This is a genomic window from Enterobacter sp. DC4 (genome assembly GCF_000568095.1).
Taxonomy (GTDB): Bacteria; Pseudomonadota; Gammaproteobacteria; order Enterobacterales; family Enterobacteriaceae; genus Enterobacter; species Enterobacter pseudoroggenkampii.
On record NZ_AZUB01000002.1, the window covers coordinates 154,760 to 174,534 of the forward strand.

Annotated in this window: 25 protein-coding genes, 3 tRNA genes and 1 pseudogene; 21 read left to right on the forward strand and 8 right to left on the reverse strand. The window is 50.4% G+C overall.

From position 1 onward, the window contains the following. Window position 1: 1 nt before the first annotated feature. Window positions 2–406, reverse strand: coding sequence for a flagellar export chaperone FliS (fliS, locus tag P349_RS17520; protein ID WP_023312296.1), 405 nt, complete (start codon window positions 404–406; stop codon window positions 2–4). 21 nt (window positions 407–427) lie between these two features. Then, window positions 428–1,852 (reverse strand): flagellar filament capping protein FliD, encoded by a 1,425-nt coding sequence (gene fliD / locus P349_RS17515; RefSeq protein ID WP_024909768.1) that lies wholly within the window; start codon window positions 1,850–1,852, stop codon window positions 428–430. A 401-nt stretch (window positions 1,853–2,253) separates the two neighbouring features. On the opposite strand from fliD, the gene P349_RS17510 reads away from it, so the two are divergent. From P349_RS17510 to sdiA, 9 genes are all read left to right on the forward strand, one after another. Then, window positions 2,254–3,078 carry a flagellin N-terminal helical domain-containing protein gene (locus P349_RS17510; protein ID WP_023312294.1) on the forward strand — a complete coding sequence of 275 codons (825 nt, stop codon included), beginning with the start codon at window positions 2,254–2,256 and terminating at the stop codon, window positions 3,076–3,078. 62 nt (window positions 3,079–3,140) lie between these two features. Continuing rightward, window positions 3,141–4,346 (forward strand): flagellin lysine-N-methylase, encoded by a 1,206-nt coding sequence (fliB, locus tag P349_RS17505; RefSeq protein ID WP_032646306.1) that lies wholly within the window; start codon window positions 3,141–3,143, stop codon window positions 4,344–4,346. A 129-nt stretch (window positions 4,347–4,475) separates the two neighbouring features. Continuing rightward, a complete protein-coding gene (locus tag P349_RS17500) occupies window positions 4,476–5,195 on the forward strand; it encodes an RNA polymerase sigma factor FliA (protein WP_014170714.1) in 720 nt (239 codons plus the stop codon). Between the two features lie 54 nt (window positions 5,196–5,249). Continuing rightward, a complete protein-coding gene (gene fliZ, locus P349_RS17495; RefSeq protein WP_008500339.1) occupies window positions 5,250–5,801 on the forward strand; it encodes a flagella biosynthesis regulatory protein FliZ in 552 nt (183 codons plus the stop codon). 86 nt (window positions 5,802–5,887) lie between these two features. Continuing rightward, complete coding sequence (tcyJ, locus tag P349_RS17490) at window positions 5,888–6,688, forward strand: cystine ABC transporter substrate-binding protein (RefSeq protein WP_023336163.1); 801 nt, start codon at window positions 5,888–5,890, stop codon at window positions 6,686–6,688. 106 nt (window positions 6,689–6,794) lie between these two features. Further along, window positions 6,795–7,781 (forward strand): D-cysteine desulfhydrase, encoded by a 987-nt coding sequence (gene dcyD, locus P349_RS17485; protein ID WP_032646305.1) that lies wholly within the window; start codon window positions 6,795–6,797, stop codon window positions 7,779–7,781. Between the two features lie 21 nt (window positions 7,782–7,802). Continuing rightward, complete coding sequence (gene tcyL / locus P349_RS17480; protein WP_014884380.1) at window positions 7,803–8,471, forward strand: cystine ABC transporter permease; 669 nt, start codon at window positions 7,803–7,805, stop codon at window positions 8,469–8,471. Further along, entirely contained in the window at window positions 8,468–9,220 is a 753-nt protein-coding gene (gene tcyN / locus P349_RS17475) for an L-cystine ABC transporter ATP-binding protein TcyN (RefSeq protein WP_032646304.1), read from the forward strand. Before tcyL ends, tcyN begins: the two co-directional genes overlap by 4 nt. Window positions 9,221–9,441: 221 nt before the next feature. Further along, complete coding sequence (gene sdiA / locus P349_RS17470) at window positions 9,442–10,164, forward strand: transcriptional regulator SdiA (RefSeq protein WP_024909771.1); 723 nt, start codon at window positions 9,442–9,444, stop codon at window positions 10,162–10,164. A gap of 66 nt (window positions 10,165–10,230) precedes the next feature. On the opposite strand, the gene P349_RS17465 is transcribed toward sdiA, so the two are convergent. Beyond that, window positions 10,231–10,455, reverse strand: a complete 225-nt coding sequence (locus P349_RS17465; RefSeq protein WP_008500345.1) for a DUF2594 family protein — start codon at window positions 10,453–10,455, stop codon at window positions 10,231–10,233. Between the two features lie 25 nt (window positions 10,456–10,480). Further along, window positions 10,481–10,549: pseudogene (locus P349_RS27005) on the reverse strand (hypothetical protein); the annotation flags it as partial. 373 nt (window positions 10,550–10,922) lie between these two features. Between P349_RS27005 and uvrY the strand changes: the two are divergent. The 6 genes from uvrY (at window position 10,923) to P349_RS17435 (ending at window position 14,459) form a co-directional block, all read left to right on the forward strand. Next, complete coding sequence (gene uvrY, locus P349_RS17460; RefSeq protein ID WP_013096026.1) at window positions 10,923–11,579, forward strand: UvrY/SirA/GacA family response regulator transcription factor; 657 nt, start codon at window positions 10,923–10,925, stop codon at window positions 11,577–11,579. Then, the gene (gene uvrC, locus P349_RS17455; RefSeq protein WP_024909772.1) at window positions 11,576–13,408 is read left to right on the forward strand and encodes an excinuclease ABC subunit UvrC; all 1,833 of its coding nucleotides are present in this window, start codon (window positions 11,576–11,578) and stop codon (window positions 13,406–13,408) included. Before uvrY ends, uvrC begins: the two co-directional genes overlap by 4 nt. Window positions 13,409–13,464: 56 nt before the next feature. Next, window positions 13,465–14,013, forward strand: a complete 549-nt coding sequence (gene pgsA / locus P349_RS17450; protein ID WP_023336158.1) for a CDP-diacylglycerol--glycerol-3-phosphate 3-phosphatidyltransferase — start codon at window positions 13,465–13,467, stop codon at window positions 14,011–14,013. Window positions 14,014–14,165: 152 nt separating this feature from the next. Then, window positions 14,166–14,241 (forward strand) — tRNA-Gly (locus tag P349_RS17445). Between the two features lie 46 nt (window positions 14,242–14,287). After that, window positions 14,288–14,361, forward strand: a tRNA-Cys gene (locus tag P349_RS17440). A gap of 11 nt (window positions 14,362–14,372) precedes the next feature. After that, window positions 14,373–14,459, forward strand: a tRNA-Leu gene (locus P349_RS17435). Window positions 14,460–14,579: 120 nt separating this feature from the next. On the opposite strand, the gene P349_RS17430 is transcribed toward P349_RS17435, so the two are convergent. The 4 genes from P349_RS17430 to P349_RS0124185 are packed head-to-tail and all read right to left on the reverse strand — an operon-like array spanning window position 14,580 to window position 17,513. Continuing rightward, window positions 14,580–15,587 (reverse strand): phage integrase, encoded by a 1,008-nt coding sequence (locus P349_RS17430; protein WP_032646302.1) that lies wholly within the window; start codon window positions 15,585–15,587, stop codon window positions 14,580–14,582. Continuing rightward, window positions 15,584–16,462, reverse strand: coding sequence for a BRCT domain-containing protein (locus P349_RS17425; RefSeq protein ID WP_032646300.1), 879 nt, complete (start codon window positions 16,460–16,462; stop codon window positions 15,584–15,586). The genes P349_RS17430 and P349_RS17425 overlap by 4 nt, the downstream gene beginning before the upstream one ends. 28 nt (window positions 16,463–16,490) lie before the next feature. Beyond that, window positions 16,491–17,120, reverse strand: coding sequence for a membrane protein (locus P349_RS17420; RefSeq protein WP_032646299.1), 630 nt, complete (start codon window positions 17,118–17,120; stop codon window positions 16,491–16,493). A gap of 9 nt (window positions 17,121–17,129) precedes the next feature. Beyond that, window positions 17,130–17,513 carry a helix-turn-helix domain-containing protein gene (locus P349_RS0124185; protein WP_032646298.1) on the reverse strand — a complete coding sequence of 128 codons (384 nt, stop codon included), beginning with the start codon at window positions 17,511–17,513 and terminating at the stop codon, window positions 17,130–17,132. Window positions 17,514–17,823: 310 nt separating this feature from the next. Between P349_RS0124185 and P349_RS26750 the strand changes: the two genes are divergently transcribed. From P349_RS26750 to P349_RS17395, 6 genes are all read left to right on the forward strand, one after another. Further along, on the forward strand, window positions 17,824–18,027 hold the full coding sequence (locus P349_RS26750) for a hypothetical protein (protein ID WP_008500353.1): 204 nt from the start codon (window positions 17,824–17,826) through the stop codon (window positions 18,025–18,027). 10 nt (window positions 18,028–18,037) lie between these two features. Next, the gene (locus tag P349_RS25230) at window positions 18,038–18,238 is read left to right on the forward strand and encodes a DUF4761 family protein (protein WP_071995283.1); all 201 of its coding nucleotides are present in this window, start codon (window positions 18,038–18,040) and stop codon (window positions 18,236–18,238) included. Between the two features lie 175 nt (window positions 18,239–18,413). Continuing rightward, window positions 18,414–18,641: a phage filamentation protein Fil family protein gene (locus tag P349_RS17410; RefSeq protein WP_032646297.1), complete on the forward strand. Its 228-nt coding sequence runs from the start codon at window positions 18,414–18,416 to the stop codon at window positions 18,639–18,641. A 17-nt stretch (window positions 18,642–18,658) separates the two neighbouring features. Next, window positions 18,659–18,931, forward strand: a complete 273-nt coding sequence (locus P349_RS17405) for a hypothetical protein (protein ID WP_023305085.1) — start codon at window positions 18,659–18,661, stop codon at window positions 18,929–18,931. A 67-nt stretch (window positions 18,932–18,998) separates the two neighbouring features. Continuing rightward, a complete protein-coding gene (locus P349_RS17400; protein ID WP_032646296.1) occupies window positions 18,999–19,223 on the forward strand; it encodes a hypothetical protein in 225 nt (74 codons plus the stop codon). Next, window positions 19,220–19,768, forward strand: coding sequence for a 3'-5' exonuclease (locus P349_RS17395; protein ID WP_032646295.1), 549 nt, complete (start codon window positions 19,220–19,222; stop codon window positions 19,766–19,768). The genes P349_RS17400 and P349_RS17395 overlap by 4 nt, the downstream gene beginning before the upstream one ends. Window positions 19,769–19,775 lie beyond the last annotated feature (7 nt).

The window sequence follows — 19,775 nt, forward strand, 5'->3', positions numbered from 1 at the left end:
ATTATCCTGATATAGAGGACGCATTGGGGCCGATTTGCTTCCACGCATCCGCAATGTTGTTTAATAAACCCTCGACTTCAACAATTGCGTCTACGTCATTACTGACATTCGCCAGTAACAAACGTCGAACCATATATTCGTACAAGGAGGCAAGGTTACCGGACAACTCGCTCTCAACCTCCATGTTCAGTCCTGCTTTTAAACCGTTGTCGATGATGTTGATGGCTTTGGATAAGGCTTCGCCTTTTTCGCGAATTTGTCCGGCTTCCATGAACAAACGCGCGCGAACAAGGGCGCTATGCGCCCCGTCGAACAACATGACAATCAGCTGGTGTGGACTGGCATTCATGACTGCGCTTTCGACTCCTATCTGCTGATAGGATTGAACACCAGAGGTCTTATACATATCCACTCCTGAAGGCTACGACTACTTTTGTGAGAACTGTTGGGTCAGGTAGTTGGCTGTACTGGTCATTTTGGTGACTAATACGTCCAGACTGGTGAACTGGGTTTTGTAACGTGCCATGGTGGCTTCAATTTGAGCATCCATGGCATCGTAACGTTCGCCCAGCGTTTTCAGCGTTTTGTTGATCCCGTCTTTCGCGTTCTGGATCACCCCGGCGCTGCCGGTACTGGTGCTGAGCATGGTGGTCAGCGTGTTGTTCATCTGGGTCGCCATACCGGTTTTCTTTCCGTCACCGACAAAATACTGCTGTACAGCGTTCGGGTTGTCGGTCAGCGCTTTTTTCAGCTTATCGGTGTCGACTTTCAGGTTACCGACGGTACCGTCCGCGCCTTTCACCGGGTCCTGGGTAATCCCCAACTGGGCCATGATCTGAATGGAGCCGGTCTGCACTTCGGTCAGCAGGCCGCGCAGCTGAGACTGAACCCCACGCACGTTCGCATCACCGACCAGCGCGCCGTTGCTGGTAGACTGGCTGCCGGAGCCTGCATCGACCGGAACATACTTCGTCAGGCTGTTAATGGTAGACTGCAGCGAGTTATACGCTGTGACCCAGTCCGTGATCGCCTTCTGGTTCGCATCCGTTGCGCGTGAAACCTCAAGGGTTTCGTCTGCCGTGCTTTGCGCTTTCACGCTGAAGGTGACCCCAGGCAGCGCATCGGTAATGGTATTTGACTGGCGCTCGATCGAGATGTTGTTCACCACCACAATCGCGTTCTGTGCGGCGGTATTCACCGTCAGCGCGCCCGTTTTGGTGGTTGAATCGTAGCCAATGGCGCTTTGCAGCTTGGCGTCGCCGGTAACGCTTACCGTCATCGCACCATCGGTACCGGTGGTTTTTGATGACAGCATCAGGCGGTAATCACCGTCTTTCGCTTTAATGACGCTGGCGGTGACGTTGCCGTTCGCTTTATTAATGGCGCTCGCGATCCCGGCCAGCGACGTATCGCCATCTGCCAGGGTGACCTCTAAAGGCGTTGTGGTACCCGGCTGGGTGATGGTGATTTTACGCGTTGTACCTGTCGTATCGCCCAGCAGGTCCGTGTTGTTAGCATAGGAGCCGGTAGTGAGTGCCTGCGCTTTCGCAACCTGGTTGACGTTGACAACAAAGGAACCCACGGACGCGTCAGCCGTTGTGGTGGCAGTAAAGGCCGTGTTGGTGCTGCTAACGGACGTTGAGTTCCAGGTGGTTGCTTTACCCAGTGCAGCGGTCGCAGTCTGCAGCGATGTCATGGCGCTCTGCAGCTTGCCGTAAGCACTTAGCTGTGCGTTATACGTTGATTGCTGGGAAGTAATCGTCGTCAGCTTGGTTTTCTCTGCCGCTTCCAACTGATTATATAAATCCCCGAGTCCTGCAGAACCTATCCCGAGGTTACTGATAGTAGCCATGCATATTTTCCTTAAAATACGAAAGTAGTTCAGGACTCTTATCGGCCTCTCAAGGTAAAAGTTTACGATGGCGAGAAAAAAATAATCCAAAGAATAGACGCGTCCTGGCGGGGTAAATGAAAGGATTGCACTTTAGGGTCATTATCACAGCATTGAAAACACGAATAAGTGTGTGCCTTTTTTGTCATCTCTTTGTGCATTTAAAAAGCGTAAATAATAAGCCGCTGGCGGACCTTAATTGATTTTTTAAAAATAAAATTATTAATAATCATATGCTTGTAATTTTTTCAAAATTGATTCTAAAGTCTTTTGGGGACCCGTCGATAACCTTGTTGACGGTGAGAGACGCTGTGAGTGTTAGGCACCGGACCTAAAACCCAATTTTTGAAGGAAACAAAATTATGGCAGTTATCAATACTAACCTGTTGTCCCTGACCACTCAGAACAACCTGAACAAATCTCAGTCTTCTCTGGGCACTGCTATCGAGCGTCTGTCTTCCGGTCTGCGTATTAACAGCGCGAAAGACGATGCTGCTGGCCAGGCGATTGCAAACCGCATGACCGCTCAGATCAAAGGGATGACCCAGGCTGCACGTAACGCCAACGACGGTATCTCCATGGCGCAGACTGCTGAAGGTTCTCTGAACGAAATCAACAACAACTTGCAGCGTGTTCGTGAACTGGCTGTTCAGGCAAGCAACGGCACCAACAGCGCATCTGACCTGGCTTCTCTGCAGGATGAAGTTACCGCTCGTCTGGCTGAAATCGACCGTGTTGCGGGCAAAACTGACTTCAACGGCATCAAACTGCTGGACGGCACTGCAGGTACTGCTGGTGTGGTTAAAATTCAGGTTGGCGTTAACGACGGCGACACCATCAACCTGGATCTGAGCGGCGCTAAAGCTGACTCTACTACTCTGGGCGTGAACGCTATCGACCTGAAAGCAATGACCGCTACTGACCTGAACACCATCGACAAAGCTATCGCTACCGTTGATAAAGCACGTTCTGGTCTGGGTGCTGTGCAGAACCGCTTCACTTCTGCAATCAACAACCTGAACAACACCTCTAACAACCTGTCTGCTGCTCAGTCCCGTATCCAGGACGCTGACTACGCAACTGAAGTTTCCAACATGTCCCGCGCGCAGATCCTGCAGCAGGCTGGTACTTCTGTTCTGTCTCAGGCAAACCAGGTTCCACAGACCGTTCTGTCTCTGCTGCGTTAATATTACGCGTGAAACCCCGCTTCGGCGGGGTTTTTTTATCTCTGCTATTTGAGAATCCGCCTGTGAAACAAATCAGTGTCACTCAACCAAAGCTGGTCGCAGATTTTTCATGTGTCGGTGGGGAATGCCGTGAACATTGTTGTCAGGGCTGGACCATCGCGTTTGATAAATCCTCCGTTAACCGTTACCTGAACAGCAAAAATGCCGCCATTCGTCATACGGCGAAAACGGCGATAAAAGTTACCAAAAAACAGTATGGCAACTGGGGCGAAGTGATTTTCCATACGGAAAGTAAAAACTGCCCGTTTATGGATACGGAAAAACTCTGTTCTATTCATAGCGCCATGGGCGCGCAGGCGTTAAGCCCAACCTGTTCGTCGTTTCCACGAACAAACCGGGTCTATAAAAATGAAATCGAAAAATCGCTGAACCTCTCGTGTCCGGAAGTGACCCGACTTCTGTTGAACGATCGGGAGTCTATGTCGATGATGGAATCTGTCATTGTCCAGCAGGACGTCAATACTGCGCCAATGATTGATTTAAAAGCAAAGGTCATCAATCTCTTCTGCCAGAACCTTTTCAGCGTTGAAGCGGTCTGCGTTGAAGAGCAGGTTTACGCCGTGGTGAAATTCCTCATGGTGGCTGAAAAGCTCGAGAATCTCGAAGAGAATATCGGCACGCTTGAAACGGTTTATTTCTCACTGGTTAACGAACTGGTGAGCGGTAAAATCAAAACGGAACTGGGCGGGTTTAATCAGAACTACAGCCTGAAATTCGCGTTAATTTCGCTTATCCAGAGCTACTTTACGAAGAAAGCGACCGCTCGCGGCGGCGCGGTATTAAACCGTTATTTTACTCAGCTTTATCAACAGTTCGAATCTGTCGGTGATGCCGTACCGGCAGAGAAGGTCATGGAGAACATCGAGTCCGTCTGGCGCGATGTGGCGGGCAGTTACCTGGCGACCAATGACCATTTATTTAAGAACTTTTTTAAATACAAACTCTGGGAGCAGGGCTTCCCACAGAACAATGGCCGCAGCATGTTGAATAATCTTTATTTAATCGTTGCGGAGTTCTATTTCCTGAAAACGTTACTTGCCGGTCAGGCTCTCGTGGCGGGAAAAATTGAACAAGATAATATTATTGATGTTATTTACAGCTTCCACTCCCTTAGCCAGCATAATCAGGAAGCGGGAAAGCTCTTTCATCAACATATAGATAGCGTCAAACTGGGCGACGATCTTTCATTGTTACAACTGTTAATTTAGGCAGAAAAGTTGCCCCTGTTGTGGGCAACCTCAGAATAACCTCATTTTATCCCCCTTTTTCATCCAATTGAACGCCCTGCAGAATCGGATAATCATGCCGATAACTCAACTAACGCAGGGCTGTTTATCGTGAATTCACTCTATACCGCTGAAGGTGTAATGGATAAACACTCGCTGTGGCAGCGTTATGTCCCGCTGGTGCGTCACGAAGCATTGCGCCTCCAGGTGCGCTTGCCGGCGAGCGTGGAACTCGACGATCTGCTACAGGCGGGCGGTATCGGGTTATTGAATGCAGTTGACCGATACGACGCTCTGCAAGGAACGGCATTTACGACTTACGCAGTTCAGCGTATTCGTGGTGCGATGCTGGACGAGCTGCGCAGCCGCGACTGGGTGCCGCGCAGTGTTCGCCGCAACGCGCGCGAAGTGGCGCATGCGATGGGGCAGCTGGAACAGGAACTGGGACGTAACGCAACGGAAACCGAAGTGGCGGAACGTCTTGGCATTGCTGTTGAAGAGTATCGTCAGATGTTGCTCGATACCAATAATAGCCAACTCTTCTCTTATGACGAGTGGCGTGAAGAGCATGGCGATAGCATCGAGCTGGTGACGGATGAGCACCAGCAAGAAAACCCGTTACACCATTTAATGGAAGGGAATTTACGCCAGCGCGTCATGGAGGCTATTGAAGCTCTGCCTGAACGCGAACAGCTGGTATTGACCCTTTATTACCAGGAAGAGCTTAACCTCAAAGAGATTGGCGCTGTTCTGGAGGTGGGAGAGTCGCGGGTGAGCCAGCTGCACAGCCAGGCCATTAAACGCTTACGAACCAAGCTGGGTAAGTTATAGGTGATTGATTCACCTGAAAAATGCCGCACAACGTATTGACAACCAGGAGTTATCATGACGGTGCAGCAATCTAAAAGACGGCCTTTAAGCCGCTACCTGAAAGACTTTAAACACAGCCAGACGCATTGCGCCCACTGTAACAAGTTACTCGATCGTATCACGCTGGTTCGCCGGGGCGAAATCGTCAATAAGATTGCGATTTCGCGTCTCGACACGTTGATGGACGAAGCAGCATGGCTCGAAGAGCAAAAAGAGTGGGTGGCGCTTTGCCGTTTCTGTGGGGATCTCCACTGCAAAGAGCAAAGCGACTTCTTCGACATCATCGGCTTCAAGCAATTCCTGTTTGAACAAACGGAGATGAGCCACGGCACCGTTCGCGAATATGTGGTTCGCTTGCGTCGCCTTGGGCAACATCTGACCGTAAACAATATTTCTCGCGATCTGCTGAAAACCGGTTATCTGGATGAAAATCTGGAGCCGTGGCTGCCTGCGACCAGCACCAATAACTACCGAATTGCGCTGCGCAAGTATGCGCAATACAAGGTACAAATGCCGGGTGCCATAAAGCAGAAAGCCCACGCCGGAACAACTTCTGATATATATTAAAAAAGAATAAGATGTAGCGCAGTCGCCTTTGACGTTGCAGGCGATTTCTCTACACTACGTAAAAATTCCACTATATCGGGGTATTTATGAAATTTGCACTTCTGGGTCGTCAGGCGCTGATGGGTGTTATGGCCGTTGCGCTGGTTGCAGGCATGAGCGTGAAAACGTTCGCCGCAGAAAACCTGCTGAATAAAGTAAAAGAGCGCGGTACGCTGCTGGTCGGGCTGGAAGGAACCTATCCTCCGTTCAGCTTCCAGGGCGATGACGGTAAGCTGACCGGTTTCGAAGTGGAGTTTGCTGAAGAGCTGGCGAAGCACCTCGGCGTTAAAGCGTCACTGAAACCGACCAAATGGGACGGTATGCTGGCGTCGCTGGATTCCAAACGTATTGATGTGGTGATTAATCAGGTGACCATTTCTGACGAGCGTAAGAAGAAGTATGACTTCTCTACGCCGTACACCGTGTCCGGTATTCAGGCGCTGGTGAAGAAAGGCAACGAAGGCGGGATTAAAACTGCCGCAGACCTGAAAGGGAAGAAAGTCGGTGTTGGTCTGGGGACTAACTATGAAGAGTGGCTGCGCCAGAACGTGCAGGGCGTGGATATCCGCACCTATGATGATGACCCGACGAAATACCAGGATCTGCGCGTGGGCCGTATCGACGCCATTCTGGTTGACCGCCTGGCAGCGCTGGATCTGGTGAAGAAAACCAACAACACCCTGGCGGTAGCGGGTGATGCGTTCTCTCGTCAGGAATCAGGCGTGGCCGTGCGTAAAGGTAACGAAGACCTGGTCAAAGCGATTGATTCCGCGATTGCTGACATGCAAAAAGACGGAAGCCTGAAAGCGCTCTCCGAGAAGTGGTTCGGTGCAGACGTCACGAAATAAGTTTCTGACGTAAAAAAAGGCGCTTTTAAAAGCGCCTTTTTTATTTCTTTCGCGTCTGCGTGCATAATGAAAAATATCACATTTTGTCAGAGTTACCGGAGAACCCATGTCACTACAGAATTTAACGCGCTTTCCTCGCCTGGAGTTTATCGGCGCGCCGACGCCGCTGGAGTACCTGCCGCGATTTTCTGATTATTTAGGGCGCGATATTTTTATTAAGCGTGATGACGTGACGCCCATGGCGATGGGGGGCAATAAGCTGCGTAAGCTGGAGTTTCTGGCGGCGGACGCCCTGCGCGAGGGCGCGGATACGCTCATCACTGCCGGGGCTATCCAGTCCAACCACGTTCGTCAGACGGCGGCAGTGGCGGCAAAGCTCGGACTCCATTGCGTGGCATTGCTGGAAAACCCGATTGGCACGCGGGCAGAAAACTATCTCACCAACGGTAACCGTCTGCTGCTGGACCTGTTTAATGTACAGGTCGAAATGGTGGATGCGTTGACCGACCCGACCGCCCAGCTCGATGAGCTGGCGACGCGTCTGGAAGCGCAGGGTTTCCGCCCCTACGTTATCCCTGTTGGCGGTTCGAATGCGCTGGGCGCGCTGGGGTATGTGGAAAGTGCGCTTGAAATTGCCCAACAGTGCGAGGGCGCGGTGGGCCTCTCCTCCGTGGTTGTCGCGTCCGGCAGTGCAGGCACGCATGCCGGGCTGGCGGTAGGGCTGGAGCAACTGCTGCCGGACGTCGAGCTGATTGGCGTGACGGTGTCCCGCAGCGTCGCGGATCAGAAGCCAAAAGTGGTCACTTTACAGCAGGCGGTCGCCGCGCAGCTGGAGCTGAAGGCAAAGGCCGATATTCTGCTCTGGGATGACTATTTTGCGCCGGGTTACGGCACGCCGAACGAAGAGGGCATGGAAGCGGTGAAACTGCTGGCCCGCCTCGAGGGGATACTGCTCGATCCGGTGTATACCGGCAAAGCGATGGCCGGACTGATTGATGGCATTGCGCAGAAACGCTTTAAGGATGAAGGGCCGATTTTATTTGTCCATACAGGCGGGGCGCCTGCGCTGTTTGCCTACCATCCTCATGTCTAAAAGTCAGGTCGAAAAATAATAATGCAAGAAAGTATTCAACTGGTTATTGATTCTCTGCCGTATCTGCTGAAAGGTGCGGTATTTACGTTACAGCTCAGTATCGGCGGGATGTTCTTCGGGCTGGTACTGGGATTTGTGCTGGCCTTAATGCGCATGTCACCCATCCTGCCGGTGCGCTGGCTGGCGCGTTTTTATATCTCCGTCTTTCGCGGTACGCCGCTTATCGCCCAGCTCTTTATGATCTACTACGGCTTACCGCAGTTTGGTATCGAGCTGGATCCGATTCCCGCAGCGATGATTGGTCTGTCGCTCAATACTGCGGCGTATACCTCTGAAACCCTGCGTGCGGCCATCTCCTCCATTGACAAAGGCCAGTGGGAAGCGGCGGCCAGTATCGGGATGACGCCATGGCAGACGCTTCGCCGGGCCATTCTGCCGCAGGCGGCGCGCGTGGCGCTTCCACCGCTGAGCAACAGCTTCATCAGTCTGGTGAAAGATACTTCCCTGGCGGCAACGATTCAGGTACCGGAGCTGTTCCGTCAGGCACAGCTCATCACCTCCCGTACGCTTGAAGTTTTTACTATGTATCTGGCTGCCTCGCTGATTTACTGGGTGATGGCGACGGTGCTGTCTGCCCTGCAAAACTATTTCGAAAACCAGCTTAACCGCCAGGAGCGTGATCCAAAATGAGTGCTATCGACGTCAAAAACCTGGTGAAAAAATTCCACGGTCAAACGGTGCTCCACGGGATCGATCTGGAAGTCGAGCAGGGCGAAGTGGTGGCAATCATTGGGCCTAGCGGCTCAGGGAAAACCACGCTGCTGCGCAGCATTAACCTGCTTGAACAGCCGGAAGGTGGTACCATCCGGGTCGGGGAGATAACGATTGATACCGGGAAATCTATCAGCCAGCAGAAAGGGTTGATTCGCCGTCTGCGCCAGCATGTCGGCTTCGTTTTCCAGAACTTCAACCTCTTCCCGCACCGTACGGTGCTGGAGAACATTATTGAAGGGCCGGTTATCGTTAAAGGTGAGCCTAAAGAGGAAGCGACGGTGCGCGCTCGCGAGCTGCTGGCCAAAGTCGGGCTGGCGGGGAAAGAGACCAGTTATCCGCGGCGTCTGTCGGGAGGGCAACAGCAGCGCGTGGCGATAGCGCGCGCGCTGGCGATGCGCCCGGACGTGATCCTGTTTGATGAACCGACTTCAGCGCTCGATCCGGAACTGGTGGGTGAGGTGCTGAACACCATTCGCCAGCTGGCGCAGGAAAAACGGACGATGGTGATCGTGACGCATGAGATGAGCTTCGCCCGCGATGTTGCTGACAGAGCCATCTTCATGGATCAGGGGCGGATTGTGGAGCAGGGGCCGGCGAAAAGCTTATTCGCCAACCCTCAACAGCCGCGAACCCGTCAGTTCCTTGAAAAATTCCTTATGCAGTAGCATTTTTGCACGCATTTGCTCCAGAAAATTACCCTGGAGCAAATTATTCTCCCTCTTTCTGAAGGCCTCTGTTTTTTTATTCCATCCGGCTCGGGTAAACCTTATCGATAGTAAAGTTAATTGTGCTATTGCCGATATTTTGTGGTTAGAAAAAAGTTTTCTGTGTTAGCTTATATTCACCATAATAATGATTATCTGTTCAGAGGCTTCATTTAGTAAGTATGAAGGATTTAGACTTTTTCACCTGGCGACGGGATTGCTCCCTCCGGTTTCAGGAGTTGACCTGTGCCGCCGAGGTATATCAGGAGCTGGAGCGACAAACTCAGGCGCTGGAATTCGATTATTACGCGCTCTGCGTGCGCCATCCCGTGCCATTTACCCGCCCTAAGATCTCCCTGCAAACCACTTACCCCAAGCTGTGGATGGCGCAATATCAATCCGCGAACTATTTCGCGATCGATCCGGTTTTAAAAGCGGAGAATTTCATTCAGGGGCATCTCCCCTGGACAGACGCATTATTCGCTGAGGCGCAGGAATTATGGCATAGCGCCCAGGACCACGGTTTACGCGCGGGAATAACGCAGTGCCTGATGCTCCCGAATCATGCGCTCGGCTTCCTCTCTGTTTCTCGTACACGTGTACAGGAAGGGCCATTATCCCATGAGGAAATAGAACTGCGGTTGCAAATGCTGGTGCAAATGGCCTTAACCTCTCTGATGCGTTTTGACCATGAGATGGTCATGCCACCCGAAATGAAATTCAGCAAGCGCGAACGTGAAATTCTGAAATGGACTGCGGAAGGGAAGACGTCAGCGGAAATAGCGATCATTCTCTCGATCTCAGAGAATACCGTTAACTTCCATCAGAAGAATATGCAGAAGAAATTTAACGCGCCCAATAAGACCCAGATCGCATGCTATGCGGCGGCAACGGGACTGATCTGACTCCGTAAAACGTTCTGCGTGACAGACGAGCGAACGGCTGAATGCACTGCATCCAGCCGTTTTTTGTTACTGGCGGTACGCTTGCTTGATTTGCTTAACGGTGTTAGCAAATACCGCTGATTCAGCCTGGTCTTCCATCTCCGCGATTTGTTTTTCCATTTTAATGATCACACGACCAGCATCAGCCTGGCCCATCGCCTGCAGCATCAGCGTCAGCAGTGCTTTCAGGCAGTTTACTTCCTGTGCCAGTTCCTGGTTATTCTCCGCAGTGGCAAATTCAGGTGTGCTCATTTATTTTCCTCATTATTAAACGGCGCTAAAGCGCGACGACGAAAGTCAAGGCGGCGGAGTATACCACAAGCTGAAGCAAAAAATGCAGCGGTTGTTTTTCGTACTTTTACGTGGATGTTTAATTGCGTAAACAGAACGTACCGGTAAACTGAAGCGCTGTTACAGGCTATTAATTGCTTATGCCCGACTCGCTTGCCGTTAATTATTGTTACAAAAATTTGAGAACTGTTTTTTTTGCAGGGAAAGCCTGCAAGTTTTTTGTAACTTTTTGAATACAGATGATTAAAAAAAGCCGCAAGAGCCCTAAAAACACGGCCTCTCTTTCCACCGCCTGTACAGGCTAATTTCCAAAAACGAGAGCAAAATCGAATAGCCGGTTTTTTAACGTTTTAATCTTGTCATGAAAACCGTTAATATAAACCAAATTATCACTCAGTAGCGTTATCCCTATTCTGGAGACATTTCCTTTGATCAACGTCCTTCTTGTTGATGACCACGAACTGGTGCGCGCAGGGATACGACGCATTCTTGAAGATATTAAAGGTATTAAAGTTGCCGGTGAGGCATGCTGTGGTGAAGATGCGGTAAAATGGTGCCGTACTAACTCCGCCGATGTGGTGCTGATGGATATGAACATGCCCGGTATCGGTGGTCTTGAGGCAACACGCAAAATCGCGCGTACCTTTGTAGACACCAAAGTCATCATGCTGACCGTGCATACCGAAAATCCACTGCCCGCGAAAGTGATGCAGGCGGGGGCCGCGGGTTACCTGAGTAAAGGTGCTGCACCGCAGGAAGTCGTCAATGCTATCCGTTCCGTGTTTGCCGGACAGCGTTATATTGCGTCCGACATCGCTCAGCAGATGGCGCTGAGTCAGATTGAGCCCGAGAAAACCGAATCACCGTTTGCCAGTTTGTCCGAGCGTGAATTGCAGATTATGCTGATGATCACCAAAGGTCAGAAGGTGAATGAGATCTCGGAACAGCTGAATCTCAGCCCGAAAACGGTAAACAGCTATCGTTATCGGATGTTCAGTAAACTGAACATTCATGGTGACGTCGAACTGACGCATCTGGCCATCCGACATGGTTTGTGTAATGCGGAGACGTTGTTAAGTCAGTGAGTGATGTGTTCGATTCAAAAGCATTTCTGAAAACCGTAACCAGCCAGCCTGGCGTCTATCGCATGTATGACGCTGGCGGTACGGTTATCTATGTGGGGAAGGCAAAAGATCTTAAAAAACGCCTTTCCAGCTATTTTCGCAGCAACCTGGCCTCCCGTAAGACCGAAGCGCTGGTCTCACTCATTCAGAATATTGATGTTACCGTCACGCATACAGAGACAGAAGCGCTGCTGCTTGAGCACAACTATATTAAGCTCTACCAGCCGCGCTATAACGTCCTGTTGCGGGATGATAAATCCTACCCGTTTATCTTTCTGAGCGGCGACACCCATCCGCGCCTCGCCATGCATCGCGGGGCAAAACATGCGAAGGGTGAATATTTCGGGCCGTTCCCTAACGGTTATGCCGTGCGCGAAACGCTGGCGCTGCTGCAAAAAATCTTCCCGATCCGCCAGTGTGAAAACAGCGTTTACCGTAACCGCTCGCGCCCGTGCCTGCAGTACCAGATTGGCCGCTGCCTGGGACCGTGCGTGGCCGGACTGGTGAGTGAAGAAGAGTATGCCCAGCAGGTGGATTATGTGCGCCTGTTCTTAGCCGGAAAAGACGATCAGGTCTTAACGCAGCTGATCGCGCGGATGGAAAAAGCCAGCGCTGCTCTGGAGTTCGAAGAGGCAGCGCGTATTCGCGACCAGATTCAGGCGGTGCGCAGAGTTACAGAGAAACAGTTTGTCTCGAATACCGGTGACGATCTTGATGTCATCGGCGTCGCCTTTGACGCCGGGATGGCCTGCGTGCACGTTCTTTTCATTCGACAGGGGAAAGTGCTCGGCAGCCGCAGCTATTTTCCGAAGGTCCCTGGCGGTACCGAGCTGGGTGAAGTGGTGGAAACCTTTGTCGGCCAGTTCTATCTGCAGGGGAGCCAGATGCGCACGTTGCCTTCTGAGATCCTGCTCGATTTTAATCTTGACGATAAAACCCTGCTGGCCGATTCGCTCTCTGAACTGGCGGGCCGCCGGGTGAATGTTCAAACCAAACCGCGCGGCGATCGTGCGCGTTATCTCAAGCTGGCGCGAACCAACGCGGCGACGGCACTCACCACTAAGCTGTCGCAGCAGTCGACGGTGCACCAGCGTTTAACGGCCCTGGCGGCGCTGCTGAAGCTTCCGGAAGTGAAACGGATGGAGTGTTTCGACATCAGTCATACGATGGGGGAACAGACGGTAGCGTCCTGCGTGGTGTTTGATGCGAATGGCCCACTGCGCGCCGAGTATCGCCGCTATAACATCACCGGGATCACGCCGGGTGATGACTATGCGGCGATGAATCAGGTGCTGCGCCGTCGCTATGGTAAAGCCATAGAGGAGAGCAAAATTCCGGATGTGATCCTGATTGACGGCGGGAAAGGGCAGCTCGGCCAGGCGAAAGCAGTATTTGAGTCGCTTGATGTCAGCTGGGATAAAAACCATCCGCTGCTGCTGGGTGTCGCAAAAGGGGCCGATCGTAAGGCCGGGCTGGAGACATTGTTCTTCGAGCCGGAAGGTGAGGGCTTCAGTCTGCCACCGGACTCCCCGGCGCTGCACGTCATCCAGCATATTCGCGATGAATCGCACGATCACGCCATCAGCGGTCACCGCAAAAAACGGGCGAAGGTGAAAAACACCAGTTCACTGGAGACGATCGAAGGCGTGGGGCCAAAACGTCGTCAGATGCTGCTGAAGTATATGGGCGGATTGCAAGGATTACTCAACGCCAGCATGGAGGAAATTGCAAAAGTGCCGGGTATTTCGCAAGGGCTGGCAGAAAAGATCTACTACTCGTTGAAACATTGAGGGCTCTGTAGCAACATAGAGCTAAATTTTACTGACAACAAATAGTTACCGTCACTATGCAATATAATATCCCTACGTTGCTCACTCTTTTTCGTGTTGTACTCATCCCGTTCTTTGTGCTGGCGTTTTACCTGCCGGTTGTCTGGGCACCTTTTGCCTGCGCATTGCTCTTCCTGATCGCAGCGGTAACAGACTGGTTTGATGGCTATCTGGCGCGCCGCTGGAATCAAAGCACCCGTTTCGGTGCCTTCCTCGATCCGGTGGCGGACAAAGTGATGGTCGCTATCGCCATGGTGCTGGTGGCCGAGCACTATCATACCTGGTGGGTAACGCTGCCTGCGGCAACCATGATCGGCCGTGAGATCATCATTTCTGCACTGCGCGAGTGGATGGCGGAGCTGGGGAAACGCAGCAGCGTAGCGGTCTCGTGGATTGGTAAAGTCAAAACGACGGCGCAAATGGCGGCGCTGGTCTGGATGCTCTGGCGTCCGAACGCCTGGGTTGAGTGGGCGGGGATTGGCCTCCTGTGGGTCGCGGCAGTGCTAACCCTGTGGTCTATGCTTCAATATTTGAACGCTGCGCGCGGGGATTTGCTTGATCAGTGATCGTTTCGCCGTAAATTTCAGCAAACGATCCGGGGATGTAAAAAATAACGTTGACTCATAACGTCATATCAGTAGAATGCAACGCATCGAACGGCGGCACAGTCAGCCGGACGATAATGAAATCAAGTGGTTAGACAATTACTTGATGGCATGCGGGAATAGCTCAGTTGGTAGAGCACGACCTTGCCAAGGTCGGGGTCGCGAGTTCGAGTCTCGTTTCCCGCTCCAGATTAAAGACATGCGCAGTAGCGGGTGTCAGCTTTAAAGATTTTACGGCGCGTTAGCAAAGCGGTTATGTAGCGGATTGCAAATCCGTCTAGTCCGGTTCGACTCCGGAACGCGCCTCCACTTTCTTCCCTGGCCGGATGGTGGAATCGGTAGACACAAGGGATTTAAAATCCCTCGGCGTTCGCGCTGTGTGGGTTCAAGTCCCACTCCGGCTACCATGGGAAAAGTAGAATAAAATCAATGATAAGCAGTGTCGTATAAACCACCGTAAGGTGGTTTTTTTATGTCTCCAATTTGAGGTAGTGGCAGCAAAATGGCAGCAGCATGGCAGCACACCTTTAATTTTTCTCTGCCCGATTATCAAAGGGGTTGAGTGCCACGGCTGCATCAAGATGATTTGGAGCGAAGTGAGCGTATCTCATCGTCATCATGATCGTGCTATGCCCGAGAATTTGCTGTAATACAAGAATGTTTCCTCCACGCATCATAAAGTGGCTGGCAAAGGTATGTCTGAGCACATGGGTGCGCTGACCTTTAGGCAACTCTATTCCGGCTCGCGTAAGTGCTGATTTGAATGCCTCATATGCCGGGGAGAAGAGTGAACCGCGTTTTTTGGGAAGCATTTCTTGTAACTGCGGCGAAATGGGTACTGTTCGGTTTTTTTTGCTTTTGGTCTGCGTAAAGGTCAGACGTCCGGGAAGAATTTGAGATTGTTTTAAATCCTGCGCTTCACTCCAGCGTGCACCTGTGGCCAGGCAAATACGCACGATAATTCCCAAATCTTTGTTTGCTGACTGGTCACAAGCTTCAAGTAGCCGATCAATCTCCTCCTCGTAAAGAAAAGCCAGCTCCTGATCTCCTTCCTTAAACTGCCTGATACCTGAAAGCGGGTTATCTCCTTCCCACTCACCCAGCCGTTTCATCTCCGAGAATACAGCATGCAGGTATGACTGCTCGCGGTTTACTGTCGCTTCACTTAACTTCTTCTTGCCTTTCTGATTCCACTCCCCGCTTAAGCGCCGTTCGCGGTATACAGCAAACGTATTTTTATCGAAGTGGGAGGCGAGGGGGTCACCGAGGCGCTCACAAATAGCCAATAGCTTCACTTTTCGCTCATCGCCAGAAGAGAGCGTTTTGCCATGCATTTCGTACCAGCGTTCAACAAATGCCGAAAGAGTCACAGCATTGTCATTTACAGGCTGGTTTAAAGAGTTATTCATTAAACGGCGCTCATAGGAGAGCGCCTCGCCTTTGGTAGCAAATTGCTTACGTATGCGTTTCCCATCACGTCCGTATGGGAAGCATTGCAACAGCCATTTGCCAGAGGGAAGTTTACGTACGGTCATTTATAAAAGCTCTTCCATTGCTCCTCGCTGATTATCTTCAACGGAATACCTTTCTCATCCCTGTAAGACACCGCCTTTTCAATTTTCCGACCGTGTGCTTTGTATCTCCAGTCTTTTGAACTCAGAGTGCCTACAATCAGGAAATCCAATTTCTGAGTGATATTGTCAATCACATTAGCTCCATGACTCCGGATCTCCTCAGCACACACGGAGCGCTTACCATGCAGAAATTCTCCTGTCAGACAAACGTTAGCTCCGGCAAGATTTAAAGATTCAATCGTATCTATGGGGAGCTGAGTCGATAGGCCATCCACAATTCCTGATTCCAGATCGCATCCAGTAAATGAGATAAGGGCCTGGCGAAGTTGAGCTCTTTCATCTTCGGTGATCTCACCGTCACGAAGGATATCTTCTACGAGGGTGTAGAGCTCCTTGCCGGGGTAGTTGTTTTTGAGCGCTCCATTGACTGATAAAAACCATCGAAGATATTTGATTTCGTCGTCATTAAGCTGAGCATCAGCCAAGATCCCCTTGCATAACCCTTCAAGCAAGTGCCTGTCTGATTCAATGGAGTCGAGTTGAAGATAAGGGAGGTCGATTAAGTCTTTCTGTATTTTAATGAGGTCTGCTTTGAGGAATTTCATTTCTGTCGGATCGATGACACCGTCAGAGAGAACATCTGCTATGCGATGCCGTATGGCTTTAACGCAATAGTTATCACTTATTTCCTGTGATTCAAGTAGCCAGGTATCGAGATAAAGCATTTCTTTTTGGGTCACTTCGCCATCACTAAGTATTCCATCAATGATACTGATGAGATTAGTGAAAGCTTTATCCCTGTTACTGAAGTAATGGAAACGAGAGTGCTCACTCATATCAAGACCTCTATGCATGTGTAGAAAATTAAAAGAAAAAGGAACCCACAAGGAAGCCAGCAATAAAGCAGGCAGCAATTTCTTTCGGATAAGTTTTTAAAAACTCAATGTAATTGAGCTTCGATGTGGTTAGCTCATCAGTAACGTGCGATGCCGCTTGAGTTTGTTGATCGAGCCAGGAAAGAGTCATTTGGAGTTGTGGCCGGGTAAGATCATTCAGTCTGCCGGTCCCGAAATTCACGTGACAGAAACGGATTAACTTTTGGCGCAAATCGTTATCAGTGCTGTTACGCAGCAGTAAACTAACAAGTGCCTTGCTCGCATCCTTGTCTTTACCGCGATCAGCCATTGCTTGCAGGTAGCTAACAGCTGTCTGATATTGATTGACGGTCATCTCTTCGATACTTGAAACACCAATCTCAGCATGTACTTTTTGCCAGACTTCATATGCTTCAGAATTAGAGATCTCAGAGACTGCCGCGACAAGGGCATTCAGCTCTTTTCTTTGCGCCTTGACGAGCGGCCGCTCGTCATGAGTATCTGAGGGGATCGCGATGTTGATGGTGTGACGACCATCAAATTTTTCTATTTGAACGCGGTTTTCTGTGAAGTCGCGTCCAGCTATCCGGTTTTGATCTCCTGAGGAGTTCACTTCCATACTGCTTCCCTATTTATTGTTTTCGTTGTAATCCCTGCCAGCCACTCGGTTACCACTACCAGACACAGTTATTGAATCCGAAGCGGCATTGCCTGCGTTTAACGCTGCTAGCGCCGCTGCTTTGACCGCTAGCGGAGCTTGTCTAAATAGATTAATCAACTCCTGCTCATCTGGAGAAAGGCTCTCCGCAGACCTTATCCCTGTAACGATGTACTGGATATCCGCACCAAATTTTGCTATTGCGGAAAGGTATGTGGAATCAGGATTTCGCTCTCCTTTTTCATAATTGAGCTGAGCTTGTTTTCTAACACCACCTATCTCGCCAAGCGCAGCCTGACTCAGTCCCAAGCGTACGCGCTCTTCTTTGAGACGTTCTCCTGTACTCGTTTGCATTCAATAATCCTTGACAGGTACTCGTTTGAGTACCAGAATGTAAATCACAGACACTTAGCAGATCACAATATACCACTATGACACAAGTACAAAACACACAGCGGGCGCGTACGCCCAAAAACAGCGTAGCTGGCGGTTCTTTGCCACTGCGTTTGTCCCCTGAAGAACGATCAGAAATTGAGGCCATGGCAGAGGCTGAGTGCCGCTCAGCATCAAACATGGTACGCATCGTCTTTCTGCGTGGCCTTGAATCCATGAAATCTGAGCCGCAACAGCATCCTGGTAATTAACATCGGAAATCGAGGTAAAAATGACGGGCGTAACCATCAATATGAATGTTGCAGCTCCTTATATATCTCTGAAGGAGTATTCCAGGATAACCGGGATTCCATTCGAAACATGTCGGCTAATGGTTCGTGACGGAAGAATAATTATCAGACCTAAAGAGTTAACGGGGGGCAAGGTGGAAGTAAATATGATAGCCATGCTCAAGGATGCTATTGCAAACAGTTAACAGGATAACCATGCATCAGCTCATTCAACTTAGTCGACATAGTTATGTCTATCGTGGATTCACTATTCATATGTGTCCAAGAAGATCGCGCACTATGCAGAGAGCCTATAGCGTTTTAAATGACGGTAACTACTTCGGCAGAGACTTTGCATTAGCAGAGGCAATACAGACAATTGATAAACTAAGAAGTGGTGGAAGAAATGAAGCTTGAAATGATTGTTGGGCTCCTATTTTTCTCAATTGTAGTAATAAGCCTGATTCAGTTTCTAATCAGATTGCACTGTAAGAAGGTTAGGCAGAAAAGAGAAAAAGCCTTATCAGAATTTAAAGCGCGCCGGTAAGAAGAAGTGCGCAAAGCACGCGGGCAACTTTAACAGGTATACGATATGAACGAAGAGATCCCATCATTTGCAAGCCTCCTGAAAAATGGTTGTCAGGTTACGCACTACCGTAATACGCGGGGCTGGATTGAATGCCCGGACGGACGTTTCTTTAAGCCGGAGCCTAATAAGGTTCGTTTTGTTAAGGGAATGAGCAAACCTTTTATTTATACAAAAAAGATAAATAAAGGCGTGCTGGCTACCCTGGCAAGAGCATTTAAAAAACTCTTGTAACAAGGAAAGGGGCTTACATGTTTACTGAAGAGAAAACATCGTGGGAACGGGAAATGCTGATCCGCGAGGCGGTAGAAAATGCGGAGCAGGGTTTTACCGTAATTTTGAAAAACGGAAATCGCATTATCGTTGCACCAGATAGCCCATCTATTGATCTGATTATTTACGGGCTGGAGAAAACAATTAGAGGTAATCACGAGCGTGCGCGAATGACCTTTATTGATTTTCTTTATTACTGGCACGAAAGGTTGTTTAAACAGGTTAAAAGAAAACCTCGCCCTAACCACTAATTAAGCAGGCTTAAATTAACGGCATTCATTTTGCCGGGGATTCGTTTTGCCTTTTTCAGGAGGTTGCATGTCGGTTAAGTCAATAAAGCTGGATGGCGAAATAAGTGATCCGGAGTTTGTAGAGATAAGCACCAACGCACGAAAACACGAACGCGCCCACATTTTGGGGTTGCTTCGTATTTTTGTCAGCCAGCTGAAAAAGGAAAGCGCCACACCAGAAGAGATTTATTCATCAGTCGAGCGGTGGATCGCAAGCCGCGAATTAACCATTAACGAGGGTAGCAAACAATGAATAACTTCATGTTAGATATTCGCGCGCTGGGGAAAGACCCAGACTCGCCGATCTTTGCAATTGAGTGCGTATTCTTCGAGCCATCAACGGGGAAGATTGGACCGCAATACTATCGAGCAATCGACATTAGAACTGTGGGTAGCGTTAATCCTGAGGCTGTTTTCCAACTCATGAAGGGGGACTCAGCACAGCGAGCAGAGATCATCCACGCAACCTGTAGCGAGGCCGGAGCTGTGGAGGGGGCATGTCGGTTTATTAGTGAAACGGCATCAAAACATGAAACCCTCATTTGCTGGACCGCCGGAGACTCCGCAGATGTTACTAAGCTTGCGTACGCTCTGTCTCGCTATGAGATGGGCCCGCGTCTGCCATCCTTCGAAATTCGTTATCTCTCAACGTTAATCCACATCGCCGGTGTCACCGGATATACACCGCACCCGCGCCGCTCGACGGCAACCTACATGCTGACCGATGCCGTATATCGGGCAGAGCAGGTTTGCGAGGTCTGGCAGCGTCTGACCAGCCCTCACTTTGAATCCCTGTGAGGCCCGC